The organism is Acrocarpospora catenulata, from assembly GCF_018476525.1.
Lineage (GTDB): Bacteria > Actinomycetota > Actinomycetes > Streptosporangiales > Streptosporangiaceae > Acrocarpospora > Acrocarpospora catenulata.
On sequence record NZ_JAHCST010000069.1, the window covers coordinates 25,517 to 48,329 of the forward strand.

Consider the following 22,813-nt stretch of genomic DNA (forward strand, 5'->3'; position numbering starts at 1 on the left):
CAGCGTTGGGAGGGGCTGATGCATACCACTGTCGAACAGGTGATGAGCCGGCAGGTGATCGCGGTGACCGAGGACACCTGCTTCAAGGACATCGCCGCCACACTCATCACCCACGGGGTCAGCGCCGTGCCGGTGCTGGCGAAGGACGGCCGGGTGGTCGGCATCGTCTCCGAGGCCGACCTGACCCGTGCCGAGGAGTGCCGGGAGCTGTTCCGCGGCGAGGGCTACCAGGCGCCGGTGCACGGCGACGGCCGGGACCGGGCAGGCAGCACGGTGGCCGGCGAGCTGATGACCACCCCAGCGGTCACCGTCACGCCGGAGACCCCCGTGACGGTCGCCAGCCGCATGATGGACGAGCACGGCGTCAAACGCCTGCCGGTGGTGACCGGTGACGGTCGCCTCGCGGGCATCGTCAGCCGCCGCGACGTGCTGAAGGTGTTCGTCCGCTCCGACCAGGACCTCGAACACGAGATCAAGGTGGACATCCTGAGCCGCTCCCTCTGGATGGACACCGCGCGGGTGCACGTCGCGGTCGCCGACGGCGTGGTGACCATCACCGGCCGGATGGGGCTGCGCCGCGACACCGAAGTCACGGTGTGGATGGTCCGGCAGGTCGACGGGGTGGTCGAGGTACGCGACCAGCTGGGCTGGGACCGCGACGACACACCGGTCGGCGGCTGATCAGTGGTGGGCGTGGGTGTACTCGTCCCGCCGCCGCAGCATGACCGCCAGCATGAGCGGGAACATCGCCACGTGCGCCACCATCATCAGGGCCATCCCGTCGATCACGTCCAGCCACAGGAGCGGGAACAGCGGCACGATCGGGGCGAACATGGCGCCGCACATCTCCAGCGTCGGGGCCCAGGCGTGGCCGCGCACGCGCATCCAGGCGGCCATGCCCACGGACATGTCGAAGGCCATCAGCAGGTAGGCGAGCTCCGGGTCGCGGGCGTAGGAGAGGTCGATCCCGAAGGCGGACCAGAGCAGGTCGAGCGCGAACATCCCGGCGAACATGGCGATGATCATCTCGACGTAGTGCAGCGCGAACCGTCCCCAGCGCCGCGCCTGGGACCGGGTGCCGGCCATGGTCTGAGTCATGGTCCAACTGTCCGGGTGGCCGCGGGCGGTGCCAAGGACGGCGGCCGAGACAGGTCAGAAAACTTGGGGTCCCCGTCCTTCTGACATAGCCTCGAGCCATGACCGGGCGGAGGGTGGTCGTGGTCGGGTACCACGCGGCGGAACTGCTCGACATCGCCTGCGTGACGTCGACCCTGATCGCGGCGAACGTACAGGGCGGCGCCCCGCTCTACGACGCGTGCCTGGCCACGCCGTCGGGCCGGCCCATCACCTGTGCCAGCGGGCTGACCCTCCAGGGGCAGCGGTCCCTCCAGCGTGTCACAGGACCGCTGGACACGCTGATCGTGTCGGGGGGAATCGGGCACGAGGACGCGGCCGAGGACCGGCTGATCGTCGCCCACGTCCGCCGCCTGGCCCGGGAGAGCCGCCGCGTCGCCTCGGTGTGCACCGGCGCGGCGGTGCTGGCCGCCGCGGGCCTGCTCGACGGCCGGCGCGCCACCACCCACTGGCAGTACGCGCCCGTGCTCGCCGCCCGCCATCCGGAGATCGTCGTCGACGCCGACCCGATCTTCATCCGGGAGGGCAAGGTCGCCACGGCCGCCGGCGTCACCAGCGCCCTGGACCTGACCCTCGCCTTCATCGAGGAGGACCACGGCCCCGCCCTCGCCCGGAAGGTGGCCCGCAACCTGGTGACCTACCTGCAACGGCCCGGCAACCAGGCGCAGATGAGCATGTTCACCGAGGGCCCGCCACCCGGCAACCACCTGGTCAGGCAGGTGGTCGACCACATCACCTGCCACCTGGAGGCCGACCTGTCCACGGCCGCCCTGGCGGCCGGCGCGGGCGTCAGCGAGCGCCACCTGACCCGGCTGTTCCTCCGGCACCTGGGCCAGACCCCGGGCCGTTTCGTCCGCCGGGCCCGTACCGAGGCCGCCGCCCACCTGCTGGCCGCCACCTCCCTGCCCATGGCCGCGATCGCGACCCAGTGCGGCTTCGGCACGGCCGAGACCCTCCGCCAGGCCTTCGTCGACCGTTACGGCATCCCGCCCTCGCGCTACCGCCTGACCCAGGGCGGTAACGGGTCCTTCGTCACCTGATTCCAGGCCCGACGTCCCTCCGGCGAGCGCCCAGGGCAGGCGTAGCGTCGCAAGAGGTGAACCCCTGGAAGCTTGTCTACGACGGATTCGACCCGGCAGGGGAAGGCGTGCGCGAAGCCCTCTGCACGCTGGGCAACGGCTACTTCGCCACCCGGGGGGCCGCGCCGGACGCCGTCGCCGACGAGGTGCACTACCCCGGCACCTATTTCGCGGGCTGCTACGACCGTCTCACCTCGGCCGTCGCCGGGCGGACGGTGACCGACGAGTCGATGGTCAACGCGCCCAACTGGCTGCCGCTGACCTTCGCCACCCCGGACTCCGACTGGTTCGCCACCAGCAGGGCCGACCTGCTCGGTTACCGCCAGGAGCTGGATCTGCGGCACGGGCTGCTCGACCGGAGCCTGCTCGTCCGCGACGCCTACGGCCGCCGCACCGCCGTCCGGCAGCGCCGCCTGGTCTCCATGGCCGATCCGCACCTGGCCGCCCTGGAGACGACCTTCACCGCCGAGAACTGGTCGGGGACCGTACGGGTGCGCTCGGCACTCGACGGCCGGGTGCGCAACGGCGGCGTGCCACGCTACCGCGACCTGCGCGGCGACCACCTGGTCGACCACGCCGTCGGCCAGGCCGCGGACGCCACCTGGCTACGCGCCCGCACCCGGTCCTCGGAGATCACGATCGCCCTGGCCGCCCGGGTGGAGCCCGGCGACGGCGCGGGTGCGGCGCTTCAGGAGCCGGGCTGGATCGAGGAGCACCGCGACCTCCACCTGGAACCGGGCGTGCCCCGGACGATCGTCAAGACGGTGGCGCTCGCCACCTCCCGCGACCACGCCACCGCCGACGCCCGCTCCACCGCCCTCCGCCTGGTACGGCTGGCACCGCGGTTCCCCGTCCTGCTGGCCCGCCACCGCCTGGCCTGGGACCGCCTGTGGACGCGGGCCCGCCTCGACCTGGGCGACCCGGCGGACGCGCACCACCTCCACCTGCACACCTTCCATCTCCTGCAGACCCTCTCCCCGCACAGCGCCGACCTCGACGCAGGGGTCCCGGCGCGCGGGCTGCACGGCGAGGCCTACCGGGGGCACGTGTTCTGGGATGAACTGTTCGTCCTGCCCTGGCTGAACGTGCGGTTCCCCGAGATCAGCCGCGCCGTGCTCCGCTACCGCCACCGCCGCCTGCCCGAAGCCCGGGCCGCCGCGCGCGACCTCGGCCTGCCCGGCGCCCTGTTCCCCTGGCAGAGCGGCAGCGACGGGCGGGAGGAGACGCCGCTGCTCCACCTGAACCCCCGCTCGGGCCACTGGCTGCCGGACAACTCCCGCCTCCAGCGGCACGTCGGTCTGGCCGTCGGCTACAACGTCTGGCAGCACTACGCGGCCACCGGAGACCTGGAGTTCCTCACCGGGTTCGGCGGGGAGCTCCTGATCGAGACCGCCAGGTTCGCCGCCGCGCTGGCCCGGCTGGAACCCGCCTCAGGACGGTACGAGATCCGCGGCGTCATGGGCCCGGACGAGTACCACGACGCCTACCCCGGCGCGGACCGCCCCGGGCTGGACAACAACGCCTACACCAACGTCATGACCGTCTGGCTGCTGCGGCGCGCCCGCGAGACCCTCCGCCTGCTGCCCCGGCGGGAACGCGAGGAGCTGACGGCGCGGCTCGCGCTCACCGGCGAGGAGCTGGCCCGCTGGGAGAAGATCGTCCGCCGGATGCGGGTGGACTTCCACGACGGGGTGATCAGCCAGTTCACCGGGTACGCCGACCTGCCGGAACTGGACTGGGACCGCCACCGGGGCGTGCGCAGGCTGGACCGCGCGCTGGAGTCGCGGGGCGACAGCCCCAACCGGTACCGGGCCGCCAAGCAGGCCGACGTGCTCATGCTGTTCTACCTGCTCACCGCGGAGGAACTGCGGGAGATCCTGGAAGGGCTCGGATACGCGCTCCCACCCGAGATGGTCCGCGAGACCGTCCGCTACTACCTCGCGCGAACCTGCCACGGGTCCACGCTGAGCGCCATCGTGCACGCCTGGGTGCTGTCCCGGTCGGACCGCTCCCGGTCGTGGCGCTTCTTCACCGAGGCGCTGGGCGGCGACCTCACCGACGTCCAGCGCGGCACCACCGCCGAGGGCATCCACCTGGGCGCGATGGCCGGCACCCTGGACCTGGTCCAGCGCTGCTACCTCGGCCTGGAGGTCCGGCACGGCGAACTCCACCTGAACCCGCTCCTGCCCGACCGGTTCGCCCTGCTCTCCCTGCCGATCCGGGTGCGCGGCGCCACCGTGTCCATCGACATCGACCACGACAAGGCCAGGATCGCCCGCGCCGACGACGGCCCCGCGTACCTGCGGGTGACCGTGCAGGGCCGGCCCGTCGAACTCCGCCGCGACGCCGAGCACACCTTCTCCCTCCGGCCCCGCCCCGGATAACGGCCCAATGGCCGCCCCGCCAGGGACCTATGGCCCGCGTCGGTTCACGCTCTCCGGGGCAGGGTGAGCGTGTCAGGAGGTGACGGAGTGTCGACACGAGAAGAACTTCAGACTGTGGTGGAGGCGGCGGTCTGGGCGCCGTCGGTGCACAACAGCCAGCCGTGGTCGTTCGCCATCGCCGGGGAGGAGATCAGCCTCCGCGCCGACACCGACCGGCGGCTCCGCGTGGGCGACCCGGAGGGACGGCAACTGCTGCTCAGCTGTGGGGCGGCGCTGTTCAACATGCGTACGGCGGTGCGCGCCATGGGCCACGTGCCGGTGGTGCGCGTGCTGCCCGACCCGGACCGCCCCGCCCTGCTGGCCACGGTACGGATCGGCGCCGCGGAGCCGGTCGAGGAGCGCGTCGAGGCGATCCGCGCGGAGATCCCCCGGCGTCGGACCCACCGGGCGGGCTTCACCGACCGCCCGATCCCCGAACGGGTGCTGGAGGCGCTGGTGAAGGAGGCCAACCGGGAGGGCGCCCTGCTCACCCCGGTCAGATCACCGGCCGCGGTGCGCATCCTGTCGGCGCTCACCACGGCGGCCCAGCATGTGGAGGCGGAAGACCAGGCGTTCGGCCTGGAGATGATCCGCTGGGGCCGCCGGCCGGGAAACAGCCGCAGGGACGGCGTGCCCGCGGAGTCCTACCCCCGGCAGACCGGGCAGACCTCCCCGGACTTCCCCCAGCGCGACTACGCGCACGGCCAGGGCTGGGGCAGCCCCGACGACCAGTCGATGGCGACGGAAACCGGCGTGGTCGCCCTGCTCACCACCCGGACCGACACCCGCATGGACTGGCTCCACGCCGGACAGGCCCTGCAGGCCGTACTGCTGCACGCCGCCACCCACGGGATCGGCGCCGCCTTCCACACCCAGTTGCTGGAATACGAGCACCTGCGCGCCTTCGTCGCCGAGGAACTCTGCTCGGGCCAGTTCCCGCAGATGGTGATGCGTCTCGGCTACCCACCCGACCGGGGCGAGGGCGTACGCCGCCCCCTGGGCGAGGTCGTCACCGAGGGGCAGTCCCCTATCGGGCACACAATGGGTTTGACATGATTTGACAGACGATGTTGAAATGTCCTGTTTCGTGGGCAGGGTCGTGATATGCGATCTTCTTCGAACCCGGAGAACCCGGAACGGGCGGAGGAAGTTCAGGTGCCTGCGGACATGGTGCGGCTGCCGGGGACGCTGGTGCGGCCCGGGGAGACGGGCGGGATCGTGGTGTTCGTGCACGGCAGCGGCAGCAGCCGGCACAGCCCGCGCAACCGCTACGTGGCCCGGGAACTCCAGCGGGCCGGTCTTGGCACGCTCCTGTTCGACCTGCTGACCGCCGTCGAGGAGACCGACCGCCGCAAGGTGTTCGACATCGCACTGCTCGCCGGGCGGCTGCGCCAGGTCACCGAATGGCTGCGCGGGCGCATGCCCACGGCCAGGATCGGCTACTTCGGCGCCAGCACCGGCGCGGCGGCCGCCCTCTGGGCCGCGGCCCTGGAGAAGGACATCGGCGCGGTGGTCTCCAGGGGTGGTAGGCCTGATCTGGCCGGACCCTGGCTGGCCGCCGTCACCGCCCCCACCCTGCTCATCGTGGGGGAACGCGACCCGCAGGTCCTGGCGCTCAACCTTGACGCGCAGCGGAGGCTGCACGGGGAGAGCCACCTGGAGGTCGTGCCCGGCGCCACCCACCTCTTCGAGGAGGCGGGCGCCCTGGAACGCGTGGCCGACCTGGCCCGCGACTGGTTCACCCGCCACCTCACCGCCGTGACCGCCACCTGATACCGATGGTTGCGCTCCACGCTTGGTGAATTACCCTCTGTTACGATCATGGCGGTCGTGCACGAGGAGGTACCGGTGAGGCCGTGGACGCGGGCGATTGTGGTTTGCGCCGTCGCCTGGGGGGCGGCGCTGGGGAGCGCCGTCGCCTGGGCTGAGGAGGCGCCGCCGGAGACCCCGGACAACTCCGAGCTTTCCCGGCTGGTCGGGGCCGATCTCGGGAGCGTGGTCCGCATGTTGCCGGGGGTGTTGTGCGGCTACCGGCTGGTCAGTTACAACTCGCCGGTCACCAACTCACCGGTGATCTGCGTCAACGGGCCGATCGCCAGCGGCAACTCGACCCACAGCGGGAACTACGTCAGCCACGGTAACCCGGTGAACAGCGGGAACTTCTCGAACACCAACGGGTCGACCGGGAGCGCCAACGCGTCGAACAGCGGCAACGCCGCCAACGGGCGCCAGGAGAACAGGGTCAAGGAGATCGCGCGATGATGATTGTGACGTCGGTCGCCGCGCTTGCCATCGCGCCGATCATCGCCACCGGGGTTGACCCGAAGGACAGCTCCAACACCAACACCAGCGGTGACACCTACAACACCGGCAACAGCGAAAACAGCGGCAACTTCCGCAGCGAAAGCACCGCGATCAACAGCGGCAACTTCGGCAACGCCAACGGCGGGACCAACAGCAACAACGCCGCGATCAGCACGAACCTGGCCGACGGCCGGCAGAAGATCATCGTGATCAAGCGTCTCATCAAGCGGAAGTGCTGACCGAGGACGCGCGTTCCCCGGCCGGCACTCACCCCGCGGGCGGGACGTTCTGGTTCAGGTGGAAGAGGTTGGCCGGATCCCACTTCCGCTTGAGCTCGGCCAGACGGGCGTAGTTGCCGCCGTACGCGCGGCGGATCCCGTCCCGTCCCTCGTCGGCGAGATGGTTGATCTCGGCGCCGGTGGACCAGGGGAGGGTGGCCGACCAGAGAGTGTCGGCCCAGTCGATATGGCGCCGGGGGTCCTCGTCGGTCTCCGGCCAGGAGGCCGCGATCTCCAGGCAGTAGGCCGCGTCGCGGTGGTGGAAGGCGGTCGCGTCCGGGGCGACGGCGGCGGTGGCGCCACCCATGGGGAGGAGCAGGATCAGGTTGCCGGGGGAACTGGGCCTGGCGCCGTGGTCCAGGATGGTGTCGATCAGCTCGTCGGTGATCGGGCCGCCCAGGTGCGCCCGCATCCGGTACGGCGTGGGCGCGGCCTGCGCGTCGAAGAAGTGCTGGAGCACCTCGAACGTGGTGGGCCCGACCAGGTCGGCGAGCGGCTTGCGGAACTCCCGGAGCGGAGCCAGTTCGGGTACGCCGCCGGCCCCGACGTAGCAGACGGCCAGCGCCAGCACCGGCTTGCCGTGGAGTTCCTCGGGAACGAAGGGCGCGGGCGGGGCGGCGAGGATCGCGGGAGCGACGTTGACCTCGTCGGGGGCCTTCTGTCCGTAGTCGGCGACGTGGCGGAGCACGTCGCGGGCGTCCTCAAGGCGGTACATGAGCATGCCGCCGAGGAGGTCCGCCACGGGGTGCAGCCGGAGAGTGAACTCCAGGACGATGCCGAGGTTGCCGCCGCCGCCCCGCAGCCCCCAGTAGAGGTCCGGGTTCTCCGCGGCACTGGCCCTGACGATCTCGCCGGACGCGGTGAGCACGTCGGCGGCGACCAGGTTGTCGCAGGCCAGGCCGTACATACGGGCCAGCCAGCCGTTGCCGCCGCCGAGGGTGAGGCCGGCGACGCCGACGTCGGCGACATGCCCGCCGACCGGGGCGAGGCCGTAGCCGGCGGCGGCCGCGGTGAGCTCGCCCCACCGTACGCCGGGGCCGACCTTGGCGGTGCGCTCCAGCAGGTCGATGACGATCCGCTTCATCGGCCCGAGGTCGAGGACGAGGCCGCCGTCGGTGGTGGAGAAGCCGGGGAAGCTGTGGCCGCCGCCGCGTACCGCCACCTCCAGGCCGGCGTCCCGGGCGACGGCGAGCGCGGCGACGGCGTCCGCCCGGGTATGACATCGGGCGATCGCGGCGGGTTTGCGGTCGACACGCCGGTTCCACACCCGGCGGGCGGACTCGTAGGCGGCGTCCTCGGGCAGGATCACCTCCCCGTCGAAGCTCTCCAGCAGCTTCCGCAGGGCGCTATCGGGATACACGTGTTTCCTCCGAAGTCGATTTGGTGGCGACGATCAGTTCCACGGGCCCCGGAAGCACCGTGATGTCGGCGAAGCCGCTCCCCTGAAGCAGCCGCTCATAGTGCGAAATGGCGTACAACCTGCTGACACAGGCGTCCACGCCCATCAGGAAGTACGACCAGAAGAACTGCGCGGCCAGCCGCTCGGGTGTACGGAACTCCTCGCAGATCAGGACCCGCCCGCCGACCGGCAGGGCCTGGTACGCCTTCCGCAGCAACATCCGCGCGGTGGGAATCGGCCAGTCATGCAGAACCCGTACGAACGACATCGCGTCGTACCCGCCCGGCAACGGCTCACCGAGGAAGTCACCCCCGACAAACCCCAGCCGATCGCCATGCGGCCGCTCCGCGCGGGTGCGCGCGACCAGCGGCTCCGCCTCGGGAAGGTTGTAGACGTCCACCACCAGCGACGGCGCGTGCCCGAGCAACTCGGCCGCGAGGGTGCCGTTCCCGCCGCCCACATCAAGGAGCCGCAGGCCCGGTGCACCCCAGAGCGTCGGCGCGTGGTCGGCGAACGTCGTGACGAAGGGCGCCAGCCCCGCGGCCATGCTGCTCTCGAACCCCTCCAGCTGCGCCGCGCTCGGCGGCCAGGCGAACGCGCTCTCCGGCATCGACACCGTGCCCCGCAACACCTCCGGCAGGTTGCCGTGCAGCGACCGCCACGGATACCGGTCGCGATCGAGCTCCAGCGACCCCGGCCCGGCGACCGCCACGGCCGCGTCCCGCAGCCCGGGGACCGCCAGGTACCGGGTCAGCGTGAAGTCATCCCCGATCGCCTCACCGCGTACCAGACCCAGGCTTTCCAGGCAGTCCAGCAGCTTGTACAACCGCCCGGGCACCACCTCGAACTTGGCGCTCAGCGTGGCCACGTCGGCGGCCTCGGCCTCCAGGGCGTCGAGCAGGCCCAGGTCCAGCGCGGTGCGGACGACGTCCATGGCCTTGGTGCCGTTGGCGAGCAGGCTCAGCAGCGCTCGGGGAGTCATGTGGTGGCCGGCTTCCGTTCGATTTCGAGGGCGTCCATGAAGGCGTCCACCTCGCCGAGGGTGTTGTAGATGTGCGGGGCCACCCGCAGCGCGCCGCGCCAGCTGCAGACCACGCCCCGGGCGGCCAGCGCCTTCTTCACCCGCTCCGCGCCGGGGAAGCGCAGGCTGACGACCCCGCCGCGCCGGTCAGGATCGCGCGGCGTGAGCACCTCTAGGCCGAGCTCGTCGGCGCGTTCCAGGATGCGGCCGGTGCAGGCCAGCGAGTGCCGCCGGATCTCCTCGATGCCCACCAGGGTGAGCAGGTCGAGACCGACCCGGGAGATCATCGGGCCGAGCGGCAGGGGAGTGCCCCCGGCCAGGCGGCGGGCGTCGGACGCCAGGGTGGTGGCCGGGCCGAAACTGGTCGGGTCCTCGCCGGCCAGCCAGCCGGTCGCCGCCGGGCGCAACTCCGGCAACAGATCGGGGCGCACGTAGAGGAAGGCCGTGGCGGCACCGCACATCCACTTGTGCGCGCCGCCGAGCAGGAAGTCGACGCCGAGCGCGGTGACGTCGATGGGCACCGCGCCGACGGTCTGGTAGGCGTCCACGATCACGTACGCGCCGACCTCGTGCGCCCGGGCGATGACGGGTGCCAGGTCGAGCACGGCCCCGGTGGCGTACGCGCCGTGCGAGAGGCAGACGCACCGGGTGCGCTCGTCGATGGCGTCCACCAGCGCGGACACGTCGTGGTTCGTCAGGCGCACGACGTCCAGGACCGCGCCGTACCGGGTGAACCCCCGCCAGAGGAGCGGAACCGTGGGGAACTCCAGATCGCTGGTGATCACCTTGTCCCGGCGGTCGTCGAAGTCGAGGCAGGTCGCGACCCGGGCGAGCAGCGTGCTCAGGTTGAGGTCGGTGACGATCGAGCCGGGCGGCGCGCCGATGAACCGGCCCAGCGCGTGGGTGTAGGCCCGGGTCTGGTCGAGCCAGCCGTCCCAGACCTCGTCCCGCCAGGCGGTCAGCGTCTGCCAGTACCGGTTCAGCACGGTTTCCACCCCTCGGGGGATCGCCCCGGTGGAGTTGCTGTTCAGGTACAGACAGGTGTCGAGCAGCGGGAACTCGGCCCGGAGGGTCGCGTGGTCCATCACGTCTCCGGTCTGCCGGTTCTGGCCGCGCCCGGCGCGTAGCCGCCGCTGCCGTTCCAGGTCGCGGTCATCTGCTCGCGGACCTTCCAGAGCTGCCGGAACAGCGGCTGGGTCATGCGCCCGGTGAGCACCTGGGTGGACACCCCGTCCAGCGCCGCCGTGCCCCGGCTGACGCCGATCGTCCGGCGTACCAGCATGAAGTGGGTGAACAGCCAGGTCTGGTACGCCTCGTCGACGTCGACCAGGCACTCCAGCACCCGGCGCAGGTCGGCGGTGCCCGGGCCGGGCACGGCGTACACGTCGTAGACCGTGGTGCCGCGCCGGTCGACCAGCCGGTCCAGAGTGCCGGAGACGTACTCGGCGGCGACCCGGACCCGGTTGTAGCCAGGGGACTCCTGGCCGCTGCCCTTGCCGAGGTGGCGGCGGATCGTCTGGTACGTCTCGGGGGTGAGCGTTTCGAGCACCCGGATCTCGCCGGACAGGCAGTGGCCGATCCTGACGATGCGCTCCAGGCGGGCGGACGCCTCCCAGAGCGCGTCGTCGTCCAGTTCCCCGACCAGCTCGGTCAGCTCGTGGGTGAGCAGTTTGAGCCACAGCTCCTGGACCTGGTGCACGATCTGGAACATCAGCTCCTCGGAGCAGATGAGTTCCTCGGTGGGCGATTGCAGGGTGAAGAGTTCCGAGGTGCTCAGGTACCGCTCGTAGTCGAGCTTTCCTTCGCCGACGAAAGTCTTCAGCACCGGATTGAAAATCGGCCTCGATACCGCGTGTCTGAGTTCGTCCACGGCGAGGCTCGCGGTCTTCGTGTTCACTGTCTCTCATCTCGTGTATGGGAGGGAGGACGCCGGAGGCGATCTGGGTGGGCCTCCGGGGTTTGACCAGGCAAGCGTTGGGTCCGGTCGGGGCACTCGCGGAGGAAATGGCGCCGCTTTGCTCCCTCTATTTCTTCCATCGGACGGTGCTCGGCGGACAGGGCCAGTAGTCAATAAGAAACTCCGGCAAGTGGTCCGCACGGGTCCATCTGAAAATTAATGTCTGACATAAATGTCAAATTCTGATTTTTCCGGTTGCCCGCAGTGGCGGCCGGGCCCTTCGCCGAACTGTCGGTGCGGGTGCGTACGGTGGGGGCTGTGGCGAAACGAGGGCACGGCGGGATCCCGCCGGAGACGCACAGGTCCGTACGGTCGGCCGACTGGGACGGGGAGGACCTGTCCGGTCAGGAGCACCACCAGGTCGAGTTCGTCGACGTGGACCTGACCGAGGCCACCAGCACCCGCGCGCTCTTCTCCGAATGCGTCTTCCGCGGCGTGCGCTTCAACGTCTCCACGCACACCGAGACCGCTTTCCTCAACTGCGTCTTCGTGCGCTGTTCCTTCTTCGACGCCACCTTCACCGGCTGCAAACTGGTCGGCAGCGTCTTCAACGACTGCGAGTTCCCCCTGCTCAAGGTGGCGGGCGGTGACTGGTCCTACGTCTCGCTCCGCACCGCCGACCTCGGCGGCGCCTCCTTCGAGGGAGTGCGCCTCCGCGAGGCCGACCTCACCGCGGCCCGCTGCCAGCGGGCCGTCCTCCGGCAGGTGGACCTGTCCGGCGCCACCCTGGACCGCGCCGACCTCACCGGCTGCGACCTACGCGGCAGCGACCTGTCCGCCCTGGACCCCCGCCAGGTCACCCTGAAAGCCGCCAAAATCGACTACATGCAGGCGGTAACCCTCGCCACCGCCCTCGGCCTGGAGGTGTCCCCCTGATCGAGCCGGACCGGCGGGGGACATGGCGGGCGATACTCTGAGTCGTGATGTACCGACTGCTTTTTTCCCGAGTGCTGAGCCGCACTGACGCGGAGGCGATCCATCACCTGACCGTCCGGCTGCTTCGGATTCTGGCGATCCTGCCGATCGTCCGGCGGATCCTCCACGGCTGGCTGGCCCCGCGTGACGAGGCGCTTCAGGTGACCGCGTTCGGCCTGCGGTTCCCTTCCCCGTTCGGTCTCGCGGCCGGGTTCGACAAGGACGCGGCCTGCGCGCCGGCGCTGTCCGCGCTCGGCTTCGGTCATGTCGAGGTCGGCACCATCACCGCGCACGCCCAGCCCGGCAACGCCCGCCCCCGGCTGTTCCGGCTGCCGGCCGAGCGGGCGATCATCAACCGGATGGGCTTCAACAACGCCGGGGCCGCCCGCGCGGCGCGACGCCTGAGCGGGCCCCGTCAGGGCGTGGTCGGGGTGAACATCGGCAAGACCAAGGTGGTGCCGGAGGAGGAGGCCACCCGCGACTACGTGGCCAGCGCCCGGCAGCTGGCGCCGCTCGCCGACTACCTGGTGGTCAACGTGAGCTCACCCAACACTCCGGGCCTGCGCGACCTGCAGGCGGTGGATCGCCTGCGGCCGCTGCTGGCCGCCGTCCAGGAGGCGGCGGGCAGCACGCCGCTGCTGGTCAAGATCGCCCCCGACCTGGCGGACGAGGACGTGGACGGCGTGGCCCAGCTGGCCGTGGACCTCGGGCTGGCCGGGATCATCGCCACCAACACCACGATCAGCCGGGAGGGCGTGTCCAGCACGGAGGCCGGCGGCCTGTCCGGGCGCCCGCTGAAGGCGCGCTCGCTGGAGGTGCTCCGGCGGCTGCACGCCAAGGTCGGCGGGCGGCTGGCGCTGGTCTCGGTGGGCGGGGTCGAGGACGTGGACGACGTCTGGGAGCGGCTGCTGGCCGGTGCAACCCTGGTCCAGGGTTACACCGGCCTGATCTACGGCGGGCCACTGTGGCCGTACCGTATCCACCGGCAGTTGTCCCGCCGGCTCCGCCGCCATGGCTACGCGTCGGTGGCCGAGGTCGTCGGCCGCGCCGCCTAGCCCTTCTCGGAGCCCTCGTTGGCCCCCCGGACGAAGTACCGTTGGAAAACCAGGAAGATGATCGCCACCGGGATGGTGGCCAGCACCGCCGCGCCCAGCTTCAGCGGGTACTGCGTACCCACCCCCAGTGACCCGGAGACCAGGTCGGCCAGGCCCCTGGGCAGGGTGAACAGGGCTGGGTCCTGCACCGCGACGAGGCTGTGCGGGAACTCGTTCCAGGTGCCCTGGAAGGCGATGATGGTGAGCGTGAGCAGGGCCGGTCTGGCCATCGGCAGCACCACCGACCAGTAGGTGCGGAACACCCCGGCCCCGTCGATCCTGGCGGCCTCCTCCACGCTCACCGGGATCGACTCGAAGAACTGTTTCATGATGAACACGCCGGCCGCGTCCACGATCACGGGCAGGATCAGCGCGGTGTAGCTGTTGTAGATCCCGAGCTGGTTGAGCACCAGGAACTTCGGGATGAACAGCACCACGCCGGGCACCGCCATGACCGCGATGAGAGCCGAGAAGATCGCCTTGCGGCCGCCGAACCTCAGACGGGCGAGAGCGTAGCCCGCCATCGAGTTGAGCAGCACCCGGGCCACCGTGACGACGATCGTCACCAGCACCGAGTTCCCCAGCCAGATGGGCAGGTCGGTGCCGAGGAACACCCGCTCGTACGCGCTGGTGGAGAACACCTCGGGAACCGGCGAGAGCGGGTTGGCCGCCGCGTCCGGCTCGGTCTTGAAGGAGTTGCCGATCTGGATGACGAACGGGTACAGGAACACCAGCGCGAAGAAGACCAGCACGAAGTAGCCGAGGAAAGTCGACGCCAGCGTGCGGGCCTGGCTGCGGTCACGGGCCATCTCACACCTCCCGCTGCGCCGCGGCGGCCCGGCTGCGGCCCGGTGCGCCGCGGTCGCGCATGATCCAGCGCTGCGCCAGCGTCATGATCACGATGATGGCGAACAGTACGAACGAGATCGCCGTCCCCGGGCCGTACTCGAAGTTCCGGAACGCCGTCCGGTACGACAGGTACGCCGGGGTCAGCGTGGTCTTGGCAGGGTTGCCCTGGCTCATCACGTACACCTGGTCGAAGACCATCCAGGTGGCGATCATGCCGAGGGTCAGCACCAGGAACAGGGTGGGCTTCAGCATCGGCAGCGTGACGTGCCGGAAGACCCGCTTCCGGTCGGCGCCGTCGATCATCGCCGCCTCCGAGAGGCTGGCCGGGATGTCCTGGAGCGCAGCCAGGAACATCAGCATGAAGGTGCCCGAGGAGGTCCAGATGACCAGGATGATGATGGTCATCATGCCCACGCTCGGCCCCGACAGCCATTCCCACCAGGACAGGCCGAACGGACCGCCGGACAGCAGCGCCGCGGGCGGGTTGTCGATGTCCCACAGGCCGACCGCGCTGAGCAGCAGGTGGAGCGTGCCGCGCGCGTCGGAGAACCACTGCGGTCCCTCGATGCCGAACAGCCCGAGCAGCCCGTTCACCGCGCCGGAGTTGGCGAAGATGAACAGGAAGACCACGCTGATCGCCACCGAGCTGGTGACCGAGGGGAAGAAGAACGCCCCCCGGAAGAACGTCTTGCCCTTCAGCACCCGGCTGTTGACCACGATGGCCAGCCCCAGCGCCAGCACCGTCTGGGCCGGGACCACGATGACCACGTAGTAGAAGTTGTTCCTGAGGCTGGTCATGAAGTCCTGGCGGGCCAGGCCTTCATCGGTGAACAGCTTGGTGTAGTTGTCCAGACCGGCCATCGGCACGGTCGACTTGAACGGGCTGCCCTGGCCGTTCCAGTCGGTGAAGCTCACCCAGAGCGCCATCAGGATGGGCAGCAGCATGAACAGGCCGAGGATGATGACCACGGGTGCCACGAACAGCCAGCCGGCGATGTTCTCCTTGGCCCGGGCGGACAGCCCCCGGCGGGACGGCGGATGAGCCGCCGGGTGGGTTGTCGCGGCCATGACCGGCCTCCTTTCTGCCGGGTACGGCACCCGCCCCCGATGCGTTCCGAGCGGGTGCCGTACCGCGGTCAGGTCAGTTGCCGAGCGCCGCCTGGACGTTCTTCTGCACCCGCGCCAGCAGGGCCTTGGTGTCGGTGCTGGCCAGCTGCTGGATACCGGTGTCGAAGTCGGCCAGCACGCTGTCCATCTTCGGAGCGTTGACCGGGCCGTGCGCGTACTCGGCGCCGTTCACGAAGGGGGCGTCGTCGGGGAAGGCCGCGGTGTAGGCGTCCTTGGCCGACTGGCGGGAGGGCATGACGCCGAACGCCTGGGCGAAGGCCATCTGCTGCTCGGCCGTGGTCATCGCCTCCACGAAGCTGATGGCCTGGTCCTTGAACTTGCTCTTGGCGGCGATGCCCCAGCAGTTGGTGAAGGAGAGGGTGCCCTTGCCCTTGGGGCCGGCCGGCATCTCGTGCACCGTGTACTTCACGTCGGGGAAGTCGTTCTTCAGGGCGCCCTTGATCCAGTTGCCCTCCACGGTCATCGCGGCCTTGCCCTTGCCGAAGGCCTCACCGGCCCAGCCGGCGTCCAGTTGCTTGGGCGTCTGGGCGTACTTGTCCTTCATCAGGCCCTTGACGTAGTCCAGCGCGGTCAGGTTCTCCGGGCTGTCGGCGGTGGCGGTCTTGCCGTCCGGGCTGATCAGCCAGCCGCCGGCCTCGACCATGAACGCGCCCACCCGGTCCCGGGTGTCGCCGAGCGCCAGCGGGGTGATGTCCTTGGCCTTGAGCTTCTCGCTCACCGCGGTGAGCTGGTCCCAGGTGGTGGGCACGTCGGCGTCGGTGAGCCCGGCCTTGGACCACAGGTCGGAGTTGATCACCAGGGCGAGGGTGGAGAAGTCCTTGGGGGCGCAGTAGTACTGGCCGTTGTAGGTGAAGGTGTCCCGCAGGCTCTGGTAGAAGTCGGTCGAGTTGGAGATCTTGTCCCCGTACGGCTCCAGCGCGCCCACGCTCGCGTAGTCGGCGAACCGGGAGGCGTCCACGTAGAACACGTCGGGCGGGCTGTCCCCGGCGAAGGCCTGGCCGAGCTGCTGGCCGAGGTCCTGGGCGGGCGTCACGGTGGCGGTGTTGCCGGTCTTGGACGCCCAGGCGTCGGCGGCGGCCTTGACCGCGTTGGTCTCGGCGTCCCCCGAGGAGCCGATCATGATCTGCAGGTCCGCCTTGGTGGCGGGGGCCTGGCTGGCCGACTCGCTGGACTGGGCGTTGGGCTCTTCGAAGCCGCTGCCGCAGGCGGCCGTGGAGAGCAGGGCCGCGGAAGTGGCGGCCCCCAGGGCTGCTTTCCAGAGGTTGCTGCGCTTCATCGGATATTTCCTAACTTTCCGGGGGGGTTGTGCGATCACTGGGGTCAGGCCGACTGCCGGACCACCAGCGAGGGTTGGAGCAGGGCGTGGCCGGGCGGCTGTCCCTCGAACAGGCGGGCAAGCAGGGCGACGCAGTTCACCGCGGCCTCGGCCAGCGGCTGGTGCACGCTGGTCAGGCCGATGGCCTTGGCCACGGCGGTGTCGTCGAAGCCGGTGACCGCGACGAAGCCGCCGGCGTCGGCGCGCCAGGCGGGGCTGGGCTCGCGGGCCACGTGCAGCGCGCCGAGGGCGAGCGAGTCGCTGGCGCAGACCAGGGCGGTGATGGCGGGGTCGGCGGCCAGCAGGTCGCGGGCGGCGGCCTCCCCGTCGGCGATGCCGTCGGTGGTGGCCCGGCTGAGGCCGGTGGCGTCCAGACCGGCCCGGTCCAGCGCCCGCAGCCAGCCCTGCCTGCGGTCGTCGCCGACGCCGGACCCGTCCGGCCAGCCGATGAAGCCGATGCGGCGGTGGCCCTTGGCGATCAGGTGGCTGGTGGCCGCGTCGGTCCCGGCGGCGCCGTCCACGTCCACCCAGGGGTGGGGGAGCGCCGGTAATTCGCTCCACGGGCGGCCGAAGGTGACGAACGGCAGGCCCTGCTCCAGCAGCCAGGAGGTGCGCCGGTCCTTGTGGTGGGTGCTGGTGAGCACGAAGGCGTCCGGCTCGTACGCGCCGAGCAGGTCCTCGAAGGCGGCGATCTCGCGGTCGTCCCCGTCGGCCGTGTAGACCAGCAGCCGGTACCCGGCCTGCACGGCGGACTCGGTGAGCGCGTGCAGGAACCGGTCCAGTACCGACCCGTTGATGCCGTCGTGCTCCGGGTCCACCCGGATCGCGATCAGACCGGACCGTCCGGTCCGCATCCGCCGCGCCGCCTGGTTGACCCGGTAGCCGAGCTCCTCCACCGCGTCGAGCACCCGCTGCCGGGTCTCCTCGCGGACGACCTCGGGAGTGTTGAGGACGTTGGACACGGTCTGACGGGAAACGCCCGCGGCACGGGCGACGTCGGCGATCGTCACCTTATCCGCCATAAAGGCACCTTTCGGACATTTCGCGAGGTCTGGGGGCTTGAACGTTCAAACCGAGGTAAGGCATGATTTGATCGTTCAAGTGAAGGAATTGTTACGAAATCTGCACCCCATGGAGCCGTCTGTCAAGGCGGGGCCAGGTAACGAAAGGGGCAACTGTGTTCGCCGCGGTCACGCCCGAACCGCAGAGCGGCCGGGACGACTATCGCCTGCAACCGTTGCTGCATGATCTGATCAGCACTGTGCTGGCGCCCACCAGCGCGCTCAGCGGCGCCGACGGGCAGATCCGCCCGCACGGCGTGCAGGGTCTCTTCCACGCCGACAGCCGGGCCCTGTCCCAGGCCCTGCTCCTGGTCGACGGGGCCGAACCCGAGGCCGTCGGGTACGCCCCGGCCGGCACCGGCCGTAGCCGCTTCACCTCGCTCGCCCGCCATCTCGGCGACCGCCATCCGGACCCGACCGTCCGGCTGGACCGCTGGCGCGAGGTCAGCCCGTACGGCATGAGCGAGCGGGTGGAGGTCGCCTCCACCGCCACGATGCCCGTGACCACCACCGTGAGCATCGAGTTGGGCTGCGACTTCGCCCCCATCGAGGTGGTCAAGTCGGGCGGCGACACCGCCGCCGCCGAACCGGTCAGGACCGGTCCCGGGCAGCTCTCCTGGCGCTCGGGCGACATCCGGGTGACCGCCACCGGCGAGGGGGCCACGATCACCGGCGGCAACCGGCTGGAGTGGACAGTCACGCTGCTCCCGCGCAGCCGGGTCACGCTGTCCTGGGACGTCACCGTGGCGGACCCCGACGCGGTGGTGGCCGCGCCGCCCGGGCCGCTGGAGTGGAGCATCCCGCAGGTCACCGCCGACGACCGGCGACTCATCCGGCTCTTCGACCAGGCCATGGACGACCTACGCGGACTCCGGCTGACCGAGTCCACCCGACCGGAAGCCTCATCGACCTCGGGGGCGTCGGGCTCGGGTTTGTCGAGTTCTGGTACGTCGAGTTCTGGTTTGTCGGGCTCTGGTTTGTCGGGCTCTGGGCTGTCGGGCTCTGGGCTGTCGGGCTCTGGGCTGTCTGGCTCGTTGGGCTCCGGCTCGTTGGGCTCGTCTGGTTTGTCGGGCTCGGGGGACACCTTCCTGGGCGCTGGTGTGCCCTGGTTCCTCACCCTGTTCGGCCGGGACAGCCTGTGGGCGGCGAGCATGATGCTCCCGCTCGGCACCACGCTGGCCGCGGGCACCCTGCGCACCCTCGCCCGCCGCCAGGGAACCAAACTGGACCCCGCCACCGGCGAGGCCCCCGGAAAGATCATGCACGAGCTCCGCAGGAACGAGTTCGTGGACGCGCTCAGCAACGTGTACCTGCCCGCCGCCTACTACGGCACCATCGACGCCACCCCGCTCTGGATCACCCTGCTCCACGACGCCTGGCGCTGGGGCCTGCCGGAGGCCGAGGTGGCCGCGCTGCTGCCCAGCCTGGAGGCGGCCCTCGGCTGGCTGGGCGACCACGCCGACCCCGACGGGGACGGCTTCGTCGAGTACATCGACGCCAGCGGGCGCGGCCTGGCCAACCAGGGCTGGAAGGACTCCGGGGACTCCGTCCGGTTCCACCACGGCGGCCAGGCCGAACCCCCCATCGCGCTGGTCGAGGTCCAGGGGTACGCCCACGAGGCGGCCCTGGCCGGAGCCGCGCTGCTGGAGGCGTTCGGCCGTCCCGGCGCGGAGTCCTGGCGGGAGTACGCCGCCGCGCTGGCCGAACGCTTCCGCGCCCAGTTCTGGGTGGACGGGCCACTCGGGCGGTATCCGGCCCTCGCCCTGGACCGGGACAAGCGGCCGGTGGACGCGCTGACCAGCAACATCGGGCATCTGCTCGGCACCGGGCTGCTCTCGCCCGAGGAGTCGGCACAGGTGGCGGGACTGCTCGGGGGTCCCGCACTGGCCGGCGGCTTCGGGCTGCGGACTATGTCGGCGCTGGACGGCGGGTTCAGCCCGCTCTCCTACCACTGCGGCTCCATCTGGCCGCACGACACCGCCATCGTGATCGCCCGGCTGGCCCGCGAAGGCTTCGGCGCGCAGGCCGCGACCCTGGCCGAAGGGCTGCTCGGCGCGGGGGAGAGCTTCGGGTACCGGCTGCCCGAACTGTTCGCCGGGGACGACCGCGAGGCCGTGTTCCGGCCCGTGCCCTACCCGGCGGCCTGCCGGCCCCAGGCATGGTCGGCCGCGGCGGCCGTGACCATCGCCCACGCCGCCGTCGGGCTCTACCCGGACGTGCCGGAGGGCCGGGTCACCCTGCTGCCAATGGCAGGCGCCCCGCTCGGCGCCGTCGCGGCACGCGGCCTCCGGGTGGGATCCGCCTCGGTGGACGTCCACGTCGACCACACCGGCAAGGCCACAGTGACCGGCTTGCCTTCCGGCATGTCACTCAGCCCAGGCGGCTGACCCTCTAACGGTCAGCCGCCGGCCGGTATACCTGACGCGAGTGGCCGCGCTGGGCGGTGCAGTTCCTGACACGGGCGGCGCTGGGTGGTGGGGCTTGCTCTGCGGTCATGCTGGGCGGTGGGCTTGCTCTGCGGCTCGCGCTGGGTGGTGGGGCTTGCTCTGCGGTCATGCTGGGCGGTGGGCTTGCTCTGCGGCTCGCGCTGGTGGTGGGGCTTGCTCTGCGGTCATGCTGGGCGGTGGGCTTGCTCTGCGGCTCGCGCTGGGTGGTGGGGCTTGCTCCGCGGCCATGCTGGCCGGTGGGACTTGCTCTGCGGCTCGCGCACTGAGGCCGGGGCGAGCCGTGACGTGGTCAGACGCTTGGACGCGTGGAGTCCGCCGCGTGGGTCAGCTCGTCCAGGTGGGCCGTCACGTCGCGGACCGAGAGCATGCCGGGGCGGTGGGCCCGCCAGCCGCCCCCGCGCTGCCACGGGCGCGGGCCGTTCAGCGGGCGGTACTCGACGCCGAGCGCGTCCAGCCGTGGCAGGTGCGCGGCCAGCCGGGCGGCGAAGCCCTGGGTGGGGATGTCCTGAGTGAGACTGTCCTGGGCGGGGGTGTCCTGAGTTGGATTGTCCTGGGCGGGGGGGTTCTGGGCGGGGGCGCCGGTCCAGGCGATTTCGGCGACCGCGCAGCCGCGGGGCCAGGCGCGGTAGTCGAGGGTTCGGGCGTCGGGGATGCGCTCGCTCCAGAGCTGGAACTGCACGCCCGCGACCCGCTCCCGCTCCGCCGCGTCCCACCCCTCGGGAACGGGCGCGAACCCGGCCACGTCGGACACGGTGATCGCCTCGCCGATGGCCAGCGGCTCCTCCGCCGAGCCCGCCTCCGCATAGTCGAAGTAGAGCGGGAACACCGGCGTCAGCACCACCTGGTGCCCCGCGGCGACCGCCCGCCGGGCCACGTTCATGCCCCGCCACGGCATGACCACGGTGTCCTCCCGGAGCCTGCCGCTGACGAACGCCTCGTCCCAGACCACCGCGCGCACGCCCCGGTCGGCGAGCACGTCGGCCAGCCGGCGCAGGAACCACGCGTGCAGGTCACCGGGCGTCGCCAGCCCAAGGTCGTTCTGGTGGGCCGCGATGTCCTCGGACGCCGCCCAGTCGTCGAGCACGCACTCGTCCCCGCCGATGTGGAAGAACGGCACCACCCCCAGGGCGTCGATGATCTCGTCGAAGACCGTGGTCAGGAAGTTCACCGTAGCGGGGAGGGGCGACAGAATCGCGGAGGAGATGCCCCAGCGGTCGAGCACCTCGTACCGTTCGCCGGGCTTGGCGCCGAGCTCCGGATAGGCGGCCAGGATCGCGGAGGCATGGCCGGGAACATCGATCTCGGGAACCACGGTGACCGCACGCTCCCTCGCGTACGCCGAAATTTCCGACAAATCATCCAGCGTGTAGTGGCCCCCATGCGGGATGCCGTCGTAGGCCAGATCCTCACGGTAGTAGCTGGTGGTGGTCCGGGACCGGTGGGATCCGATCTCGTGCAGCCTCGGGTACGCACGGCTCTCCACCCGCCAGCCCTGGTCGTCCACCAGGTGCAGATGCAGCATGTTCAGCTTGTGCACGCCCATCAGATCGATCATCCGCAATACTTCCCGCTTCGGCAGGAAATGCCGTGACACATCCAGATGCACCCCACGCCAGGGCACCGCCGGACCGTCCTCCACCCGCCCGCAGGGCACCACCCATGCCGCCCGCGGAAGACGCACCGACCGGTAGGCATCGACCGGAAGCAACTGCCGTATCGTCTGCGCCGCGTAGAAGGCACCCGCCACCCCTCCGGCGACGATCCGGATCCCGTCCTCAGCGATCTCCAACGTGTAGGCCTCCGACCCGAGCGCCGGATCCTCAACAACCTGAACCACGGCGTTCCCGGCCGCCTCGCGAAGGTCAAGAACGGCCAGCGCCAGCCGTACCGCCCGGGTCAGCGGTTCAGGCCCGGCGATCAGATCGCCCGGCGAGAAGGTGAAATATCCAGATGCGGGAACGGCCACTCGGGGGCTCGGCAGCAGATGCTCCATGCCCTAGAGCATGCCAAACGCATCCAAAACTTCGTCCCGATCCCCCCATTTCCCCCGATGGCGAGTGCGGCCGGGCCCAGGCCCGGACCTGGAGGCTCATTCTCCTCCGGGCCGTCCGACATCCCAGGATGGATGAGACAGGACAGCCCTGCTGCGGGATGGTGGCGCCGACGCCTGACCTCGAGCTCGTGACGGTCGGCGTGGGGGCGCGGGATTTTCAGCGAGATCTGGCGTGGAACCCTGGGCGTTTGCGCCCGGGAGGAAACGACAGCGCGGGAGGGCCTCCAGGCCGAGCGGTGCCGTGACAGGTGGTCCGCCTGAGTAGCTCAGCCGGGCCGTTTCTGGTTCTCGATGTACTCCTTGATGATCGAGAGTGGGGCTCCGCCGCAGGAGGCGGCGAAGTAGGACGGGGACCA

The 22,813-nt window shown here is 70.8% G+C and carries 21 protein-coding genes; 10 read left to right on the plus strand and 11 right to left on the minus strand.

The window, feature by feature from the left end:
• Positions 1-18 precede the first annotated feature (18 nt).
• Entirely contained in the window at positions 19-681 is a 663-nt protein-coding gene (locus tag KIP79_RS39685; protein ID WP_214110177.1) for a CBS domain-containing protein, read from the plus strand.
• Here KIP79_RS39685 and KIP79_RS39690 read toward each other — a convergent pair whose 3' ends face one another.
• A complete protein-coding gene (locus KIP79_RS39690; RefSeq protein ID WP_214110178.1) occupies positions 682-1,098 on the minus strand; it encodes a hypothetical protein in 417 nt (138 codons plus the stop codon). It lies immediately after the preceding gene.
• Positions 1,099-1,196: 98 nt separating this feature from the next.
• Here KIP79_RS39690 and KIP79_RS39695 point away from each other — a divergent pair, with 98 nt between their 5' ends.
• The 6 genes from KIP79_RS39695 to KIP79_RS39720 all read left to right on the plus strand — a co-directional run bounded on the left by KIP79_RS39695 (position 1,197) and on the right by KIP79_RS39720 (position 7,179).
• Entirely contained in the window at positions 1,197-2,174 is a 978-nt protein-coding gene (locus tag KIP79_RS39695; RefSeq protein WP_214110179.1) for a GlxA family transcriptional regulator, read from the plus strand.
• A gap of 56 nt (positions 2,175-2,230) precedes the next feature.
• Positions 2,231-4,597, plus strand: a complete 2,367-nt coding sequence (locus tag KIP79_RS39700; protein WP_214110180.1) for a glycoside hydrolase family 65 protein — start codon at positions 2,231-2,233, stop codon at positions 4,595-4,597.
• Positions 4,598-4,684: 87 nt separating this feature from the next.
• Entirely contained in the window at positions 4,685-5,692 is a 1,008-nt protein-coding gene (locus KIP79_RS39705; RefSeq protein WP_308170131.1) for an Acg family FMN-binding oxidoreductase, read from the plus strand.
• A 48-nt stretch (positions 5,693-5,740) separates the two neighbouring features.
• The gene (locus KIP79_RS39710; protein WP_250214604.1) at positions 5,741-6,409 is read left to right on the plus strand and encodes a dienelactone hydrolase family protein; all 669 of its coding nucleotides are present in this window, start codon (positions 5,741-5,743) and stop codon (positions 6,407-6,409) included.
• A 75-nt stretch (positions 6,410-6,484) separates the two neighbouring features.
• Positions 6,485-6,898 (plus strand): hypothetical protein, encoded by a 414-nt coding sequence (locus KIP79_RS39715; RefSeq protein WP_214110181.1) that lies wholly within the window; start codon positions 6,485-6,487, stop codon positions 6,896-6,898.
• On the plus strand, positions 6,895-7,179 hold the full coding sequence (locus KIP79_RS39720; RefSeq protein WP_214110182.1) for a hypothetical protein: 285 nt from the start codon (positions 6,895-6,897) through the stop codon (positions 7,177-7,179). Before KIP79_RS39715 ends, KIP79_RS39720 begins: the two co-directional genes overlap by 4 nt.
• A gap of 28 nt (positions 7,180-7,207) precedes the next feature.
• On the opposite strand, the gene KIP79_RS39725 is transcribed toward KIP79_RS39720, so the two are convergent.
• Genes KIP79_RS39725 through KIP79_RS39740 form a run of 4 tightly spaced genes read right to left on the minus strand, consistent with a single transcriptional unit; the run spans position 7,208 to position 11,463 of the window.
• Positions 7,208-8,578 (minus strand): FAD-binding oxidoreductase, encoded by a 1,371-nt coding sequence (locus KIP79_RS39725; RefSeq protein ID WP_214110183.1) that lies wholly within the window; start codon positions 8,576-8,578, stop codon positions 7,208-7,210.
• Positions 8,565-9,599 (minus strand): methyltransferase, encoded by a 1,035-nt coding sequence (locus tag KIP79_RS39730; RefSeq protein ID WP_214110184.1) that lies wholly within the window; start codon positions 9,597-9,599, stop codon positions 8,565-8,567. Before KIP79_RS39730 ends, KIP79_RS39725 begins: the two co-directional genes overlap by 14 nt.
• On the minus strand, positions 9,596-10,723 hold the full coding sequence (locus KIP79_RS39735; RefSeq protein WP_214110185.1) for an aminotransferase class V-fold PLP-dependent enzyme: 1,128 nt from the start codon (positions 10,721-10,723) through the stop codon (positions 9,596-9,598). The genes KIP79_RS39730 and KIP79_RS39735 overlap by 4 nt, the downstream gene beginning before the upstream one ends.
• Positions 10,723-11,463 carry a tryptophan 2,3-dioxygenase family protein gene (locus tag KIP79_RS39740; RefSeq protein WP_214110186.1) on the minus strand — a complete coding sequence of 247 codons (741 nt, stop codon included), beginning with the start codon at positions 11,461-11,463 and terminating at the stop codon, positions 10,723-10,725. The genes KIP79_RS39735 and KIP79_RS39740 overlap by 1 nt, the downstream gene beginning before the upstream one ends.
• Before the next feature lie 336 nt (positions 11,464-11,799).
• On the opposite strand from KIP79_RS39740, the gene KIP79_RS39745 reads away from it, so the two are divergent.
• Together KIP79_RS39745 and KIP79_RS39750 are read left to right on the plus strand one after the other, a co-directional pair.
• Entirely contained in the window at positions 11,800-12,471 is a 672-nt protein-coding gene (locus KIP79_RS39745; RefSeq protein ID WP_308170133.1) for a pentapeptide repeat-containing protein, read from the plus strand.
• A gap of 47 nt (positions 12,472-12,518) precedes the next feature.
• Positions 12,519-13,565, plus strand: a complete 1,047-nt coding sequence (locus KIP79_RS39750) for a quinone-dependent dihydroorotate dehydrogenase (RefSeq protein WP_214110187.1) — start codon at positions 12,519-12,521, stop codon at positions 13,563-13,565.
• Here the strand turns inward: KIP79_RS39750 and KIP79_RS39755 are convergent.
• From KIP79_RS39755 to KIP79_RS39770, 4 genes are all read right to left on the minus strand, one after another.
• Positions 13,562-14,413 (minus strand): carbohydrate ABC transporter permease, encoded by an 852-nt coding sequence (locus tag KIP79_RS39755; RefSeq protein WP_214110188.1) that lies wholly within the window; start codon positions 14,411-14,413, stop codon positions 13,562-13,564. The two genes, KIP79_RS39750 and KIP79_RS39755, sit on opposite strands and share 4 nt — an antisense overlap.
• A gap of 1 nt (position 14,414) precedes the next feature.
• Positions 14,415-15,521, minus strand: coding sequence for a carbohydrate ABC transporter permease (locus KIP79_RS39760; RefSeq protein WP_214110189.1), 1,107 nt, complete (start codon positions 15,519-15,521; stop codon positions 14,415-14,417).
• Between the two features lie 73 nt (positions 15,522-15,594).
• The gene (locus tag KIP79_RS39765) at positions 15,595-16,857 is read right to left on the minus strand and encodes an extracellular solute-binding protein (protein WP_214110190.1); all 1,263 of its coding nucleotides are present in this window, start codon (positions 16,855-16,857) and stop codon (positions 15,595-15,597) included.
• 44 nt (positions 16,858-16,901) lie between these two features.
• A complete protein-coding gene (locus KIP79_RS39770) occupies positions 16,902-17,918 on the minus strand; it encodes a LacI family DNA-binding transcriptional regulator (RefSeq protein WP_214110191.1) in 1,017 nt (338 codons plus the stop codon).
• A gap of 155 nt (positions 17,919-18,073) precedes the next feature.
• Between KIP79_RS39770 and KIP79_RS47855 the strand changes: the two genes are divergently transcribed.
• On the plus strand, positions 18,074-20,344 hold the full coding sequence (locus tag KIP79_RS47855; RefSeq protein WP_308170132.1) for an amylo-alpha-1,6-glucosidase: 2,271 nt from the start codon (positions 18,074-18,076) through the stop codon (positions 20,342-20,344).
• A gap of 349 nt (positions 20,345-20,693) precedes the next feature.
• On the opposite strand, the gene KIP79_RS39780 is transcribed toward KIP79_RS47855, so the two are convergent.
• Both KIP79_RS39780 and KIP79_RS39785 read right to left on the minus strand, forming a co-directional pair.
• Positions 20,694-22,397: a beta-N-acetylhexosaminidase gene (locus KIP79_RS39780; RefSeq protein WP_214110192.1), complete on the minus strand. Its 1,704-nt coding sequence runs from the start codon at positions 22,395-22,397 to the stop codon at positions 20,694-20,696.
• Between the two features lie 326 nt (positions 22,398-22,723).
• A partial coding sequence (locus tag KIP79_RS39785) for a transposase (protein WP_214110197.1) occupies positions 22,724-22,813 on the minus strand: 90 nt, incomplete at its 5' end.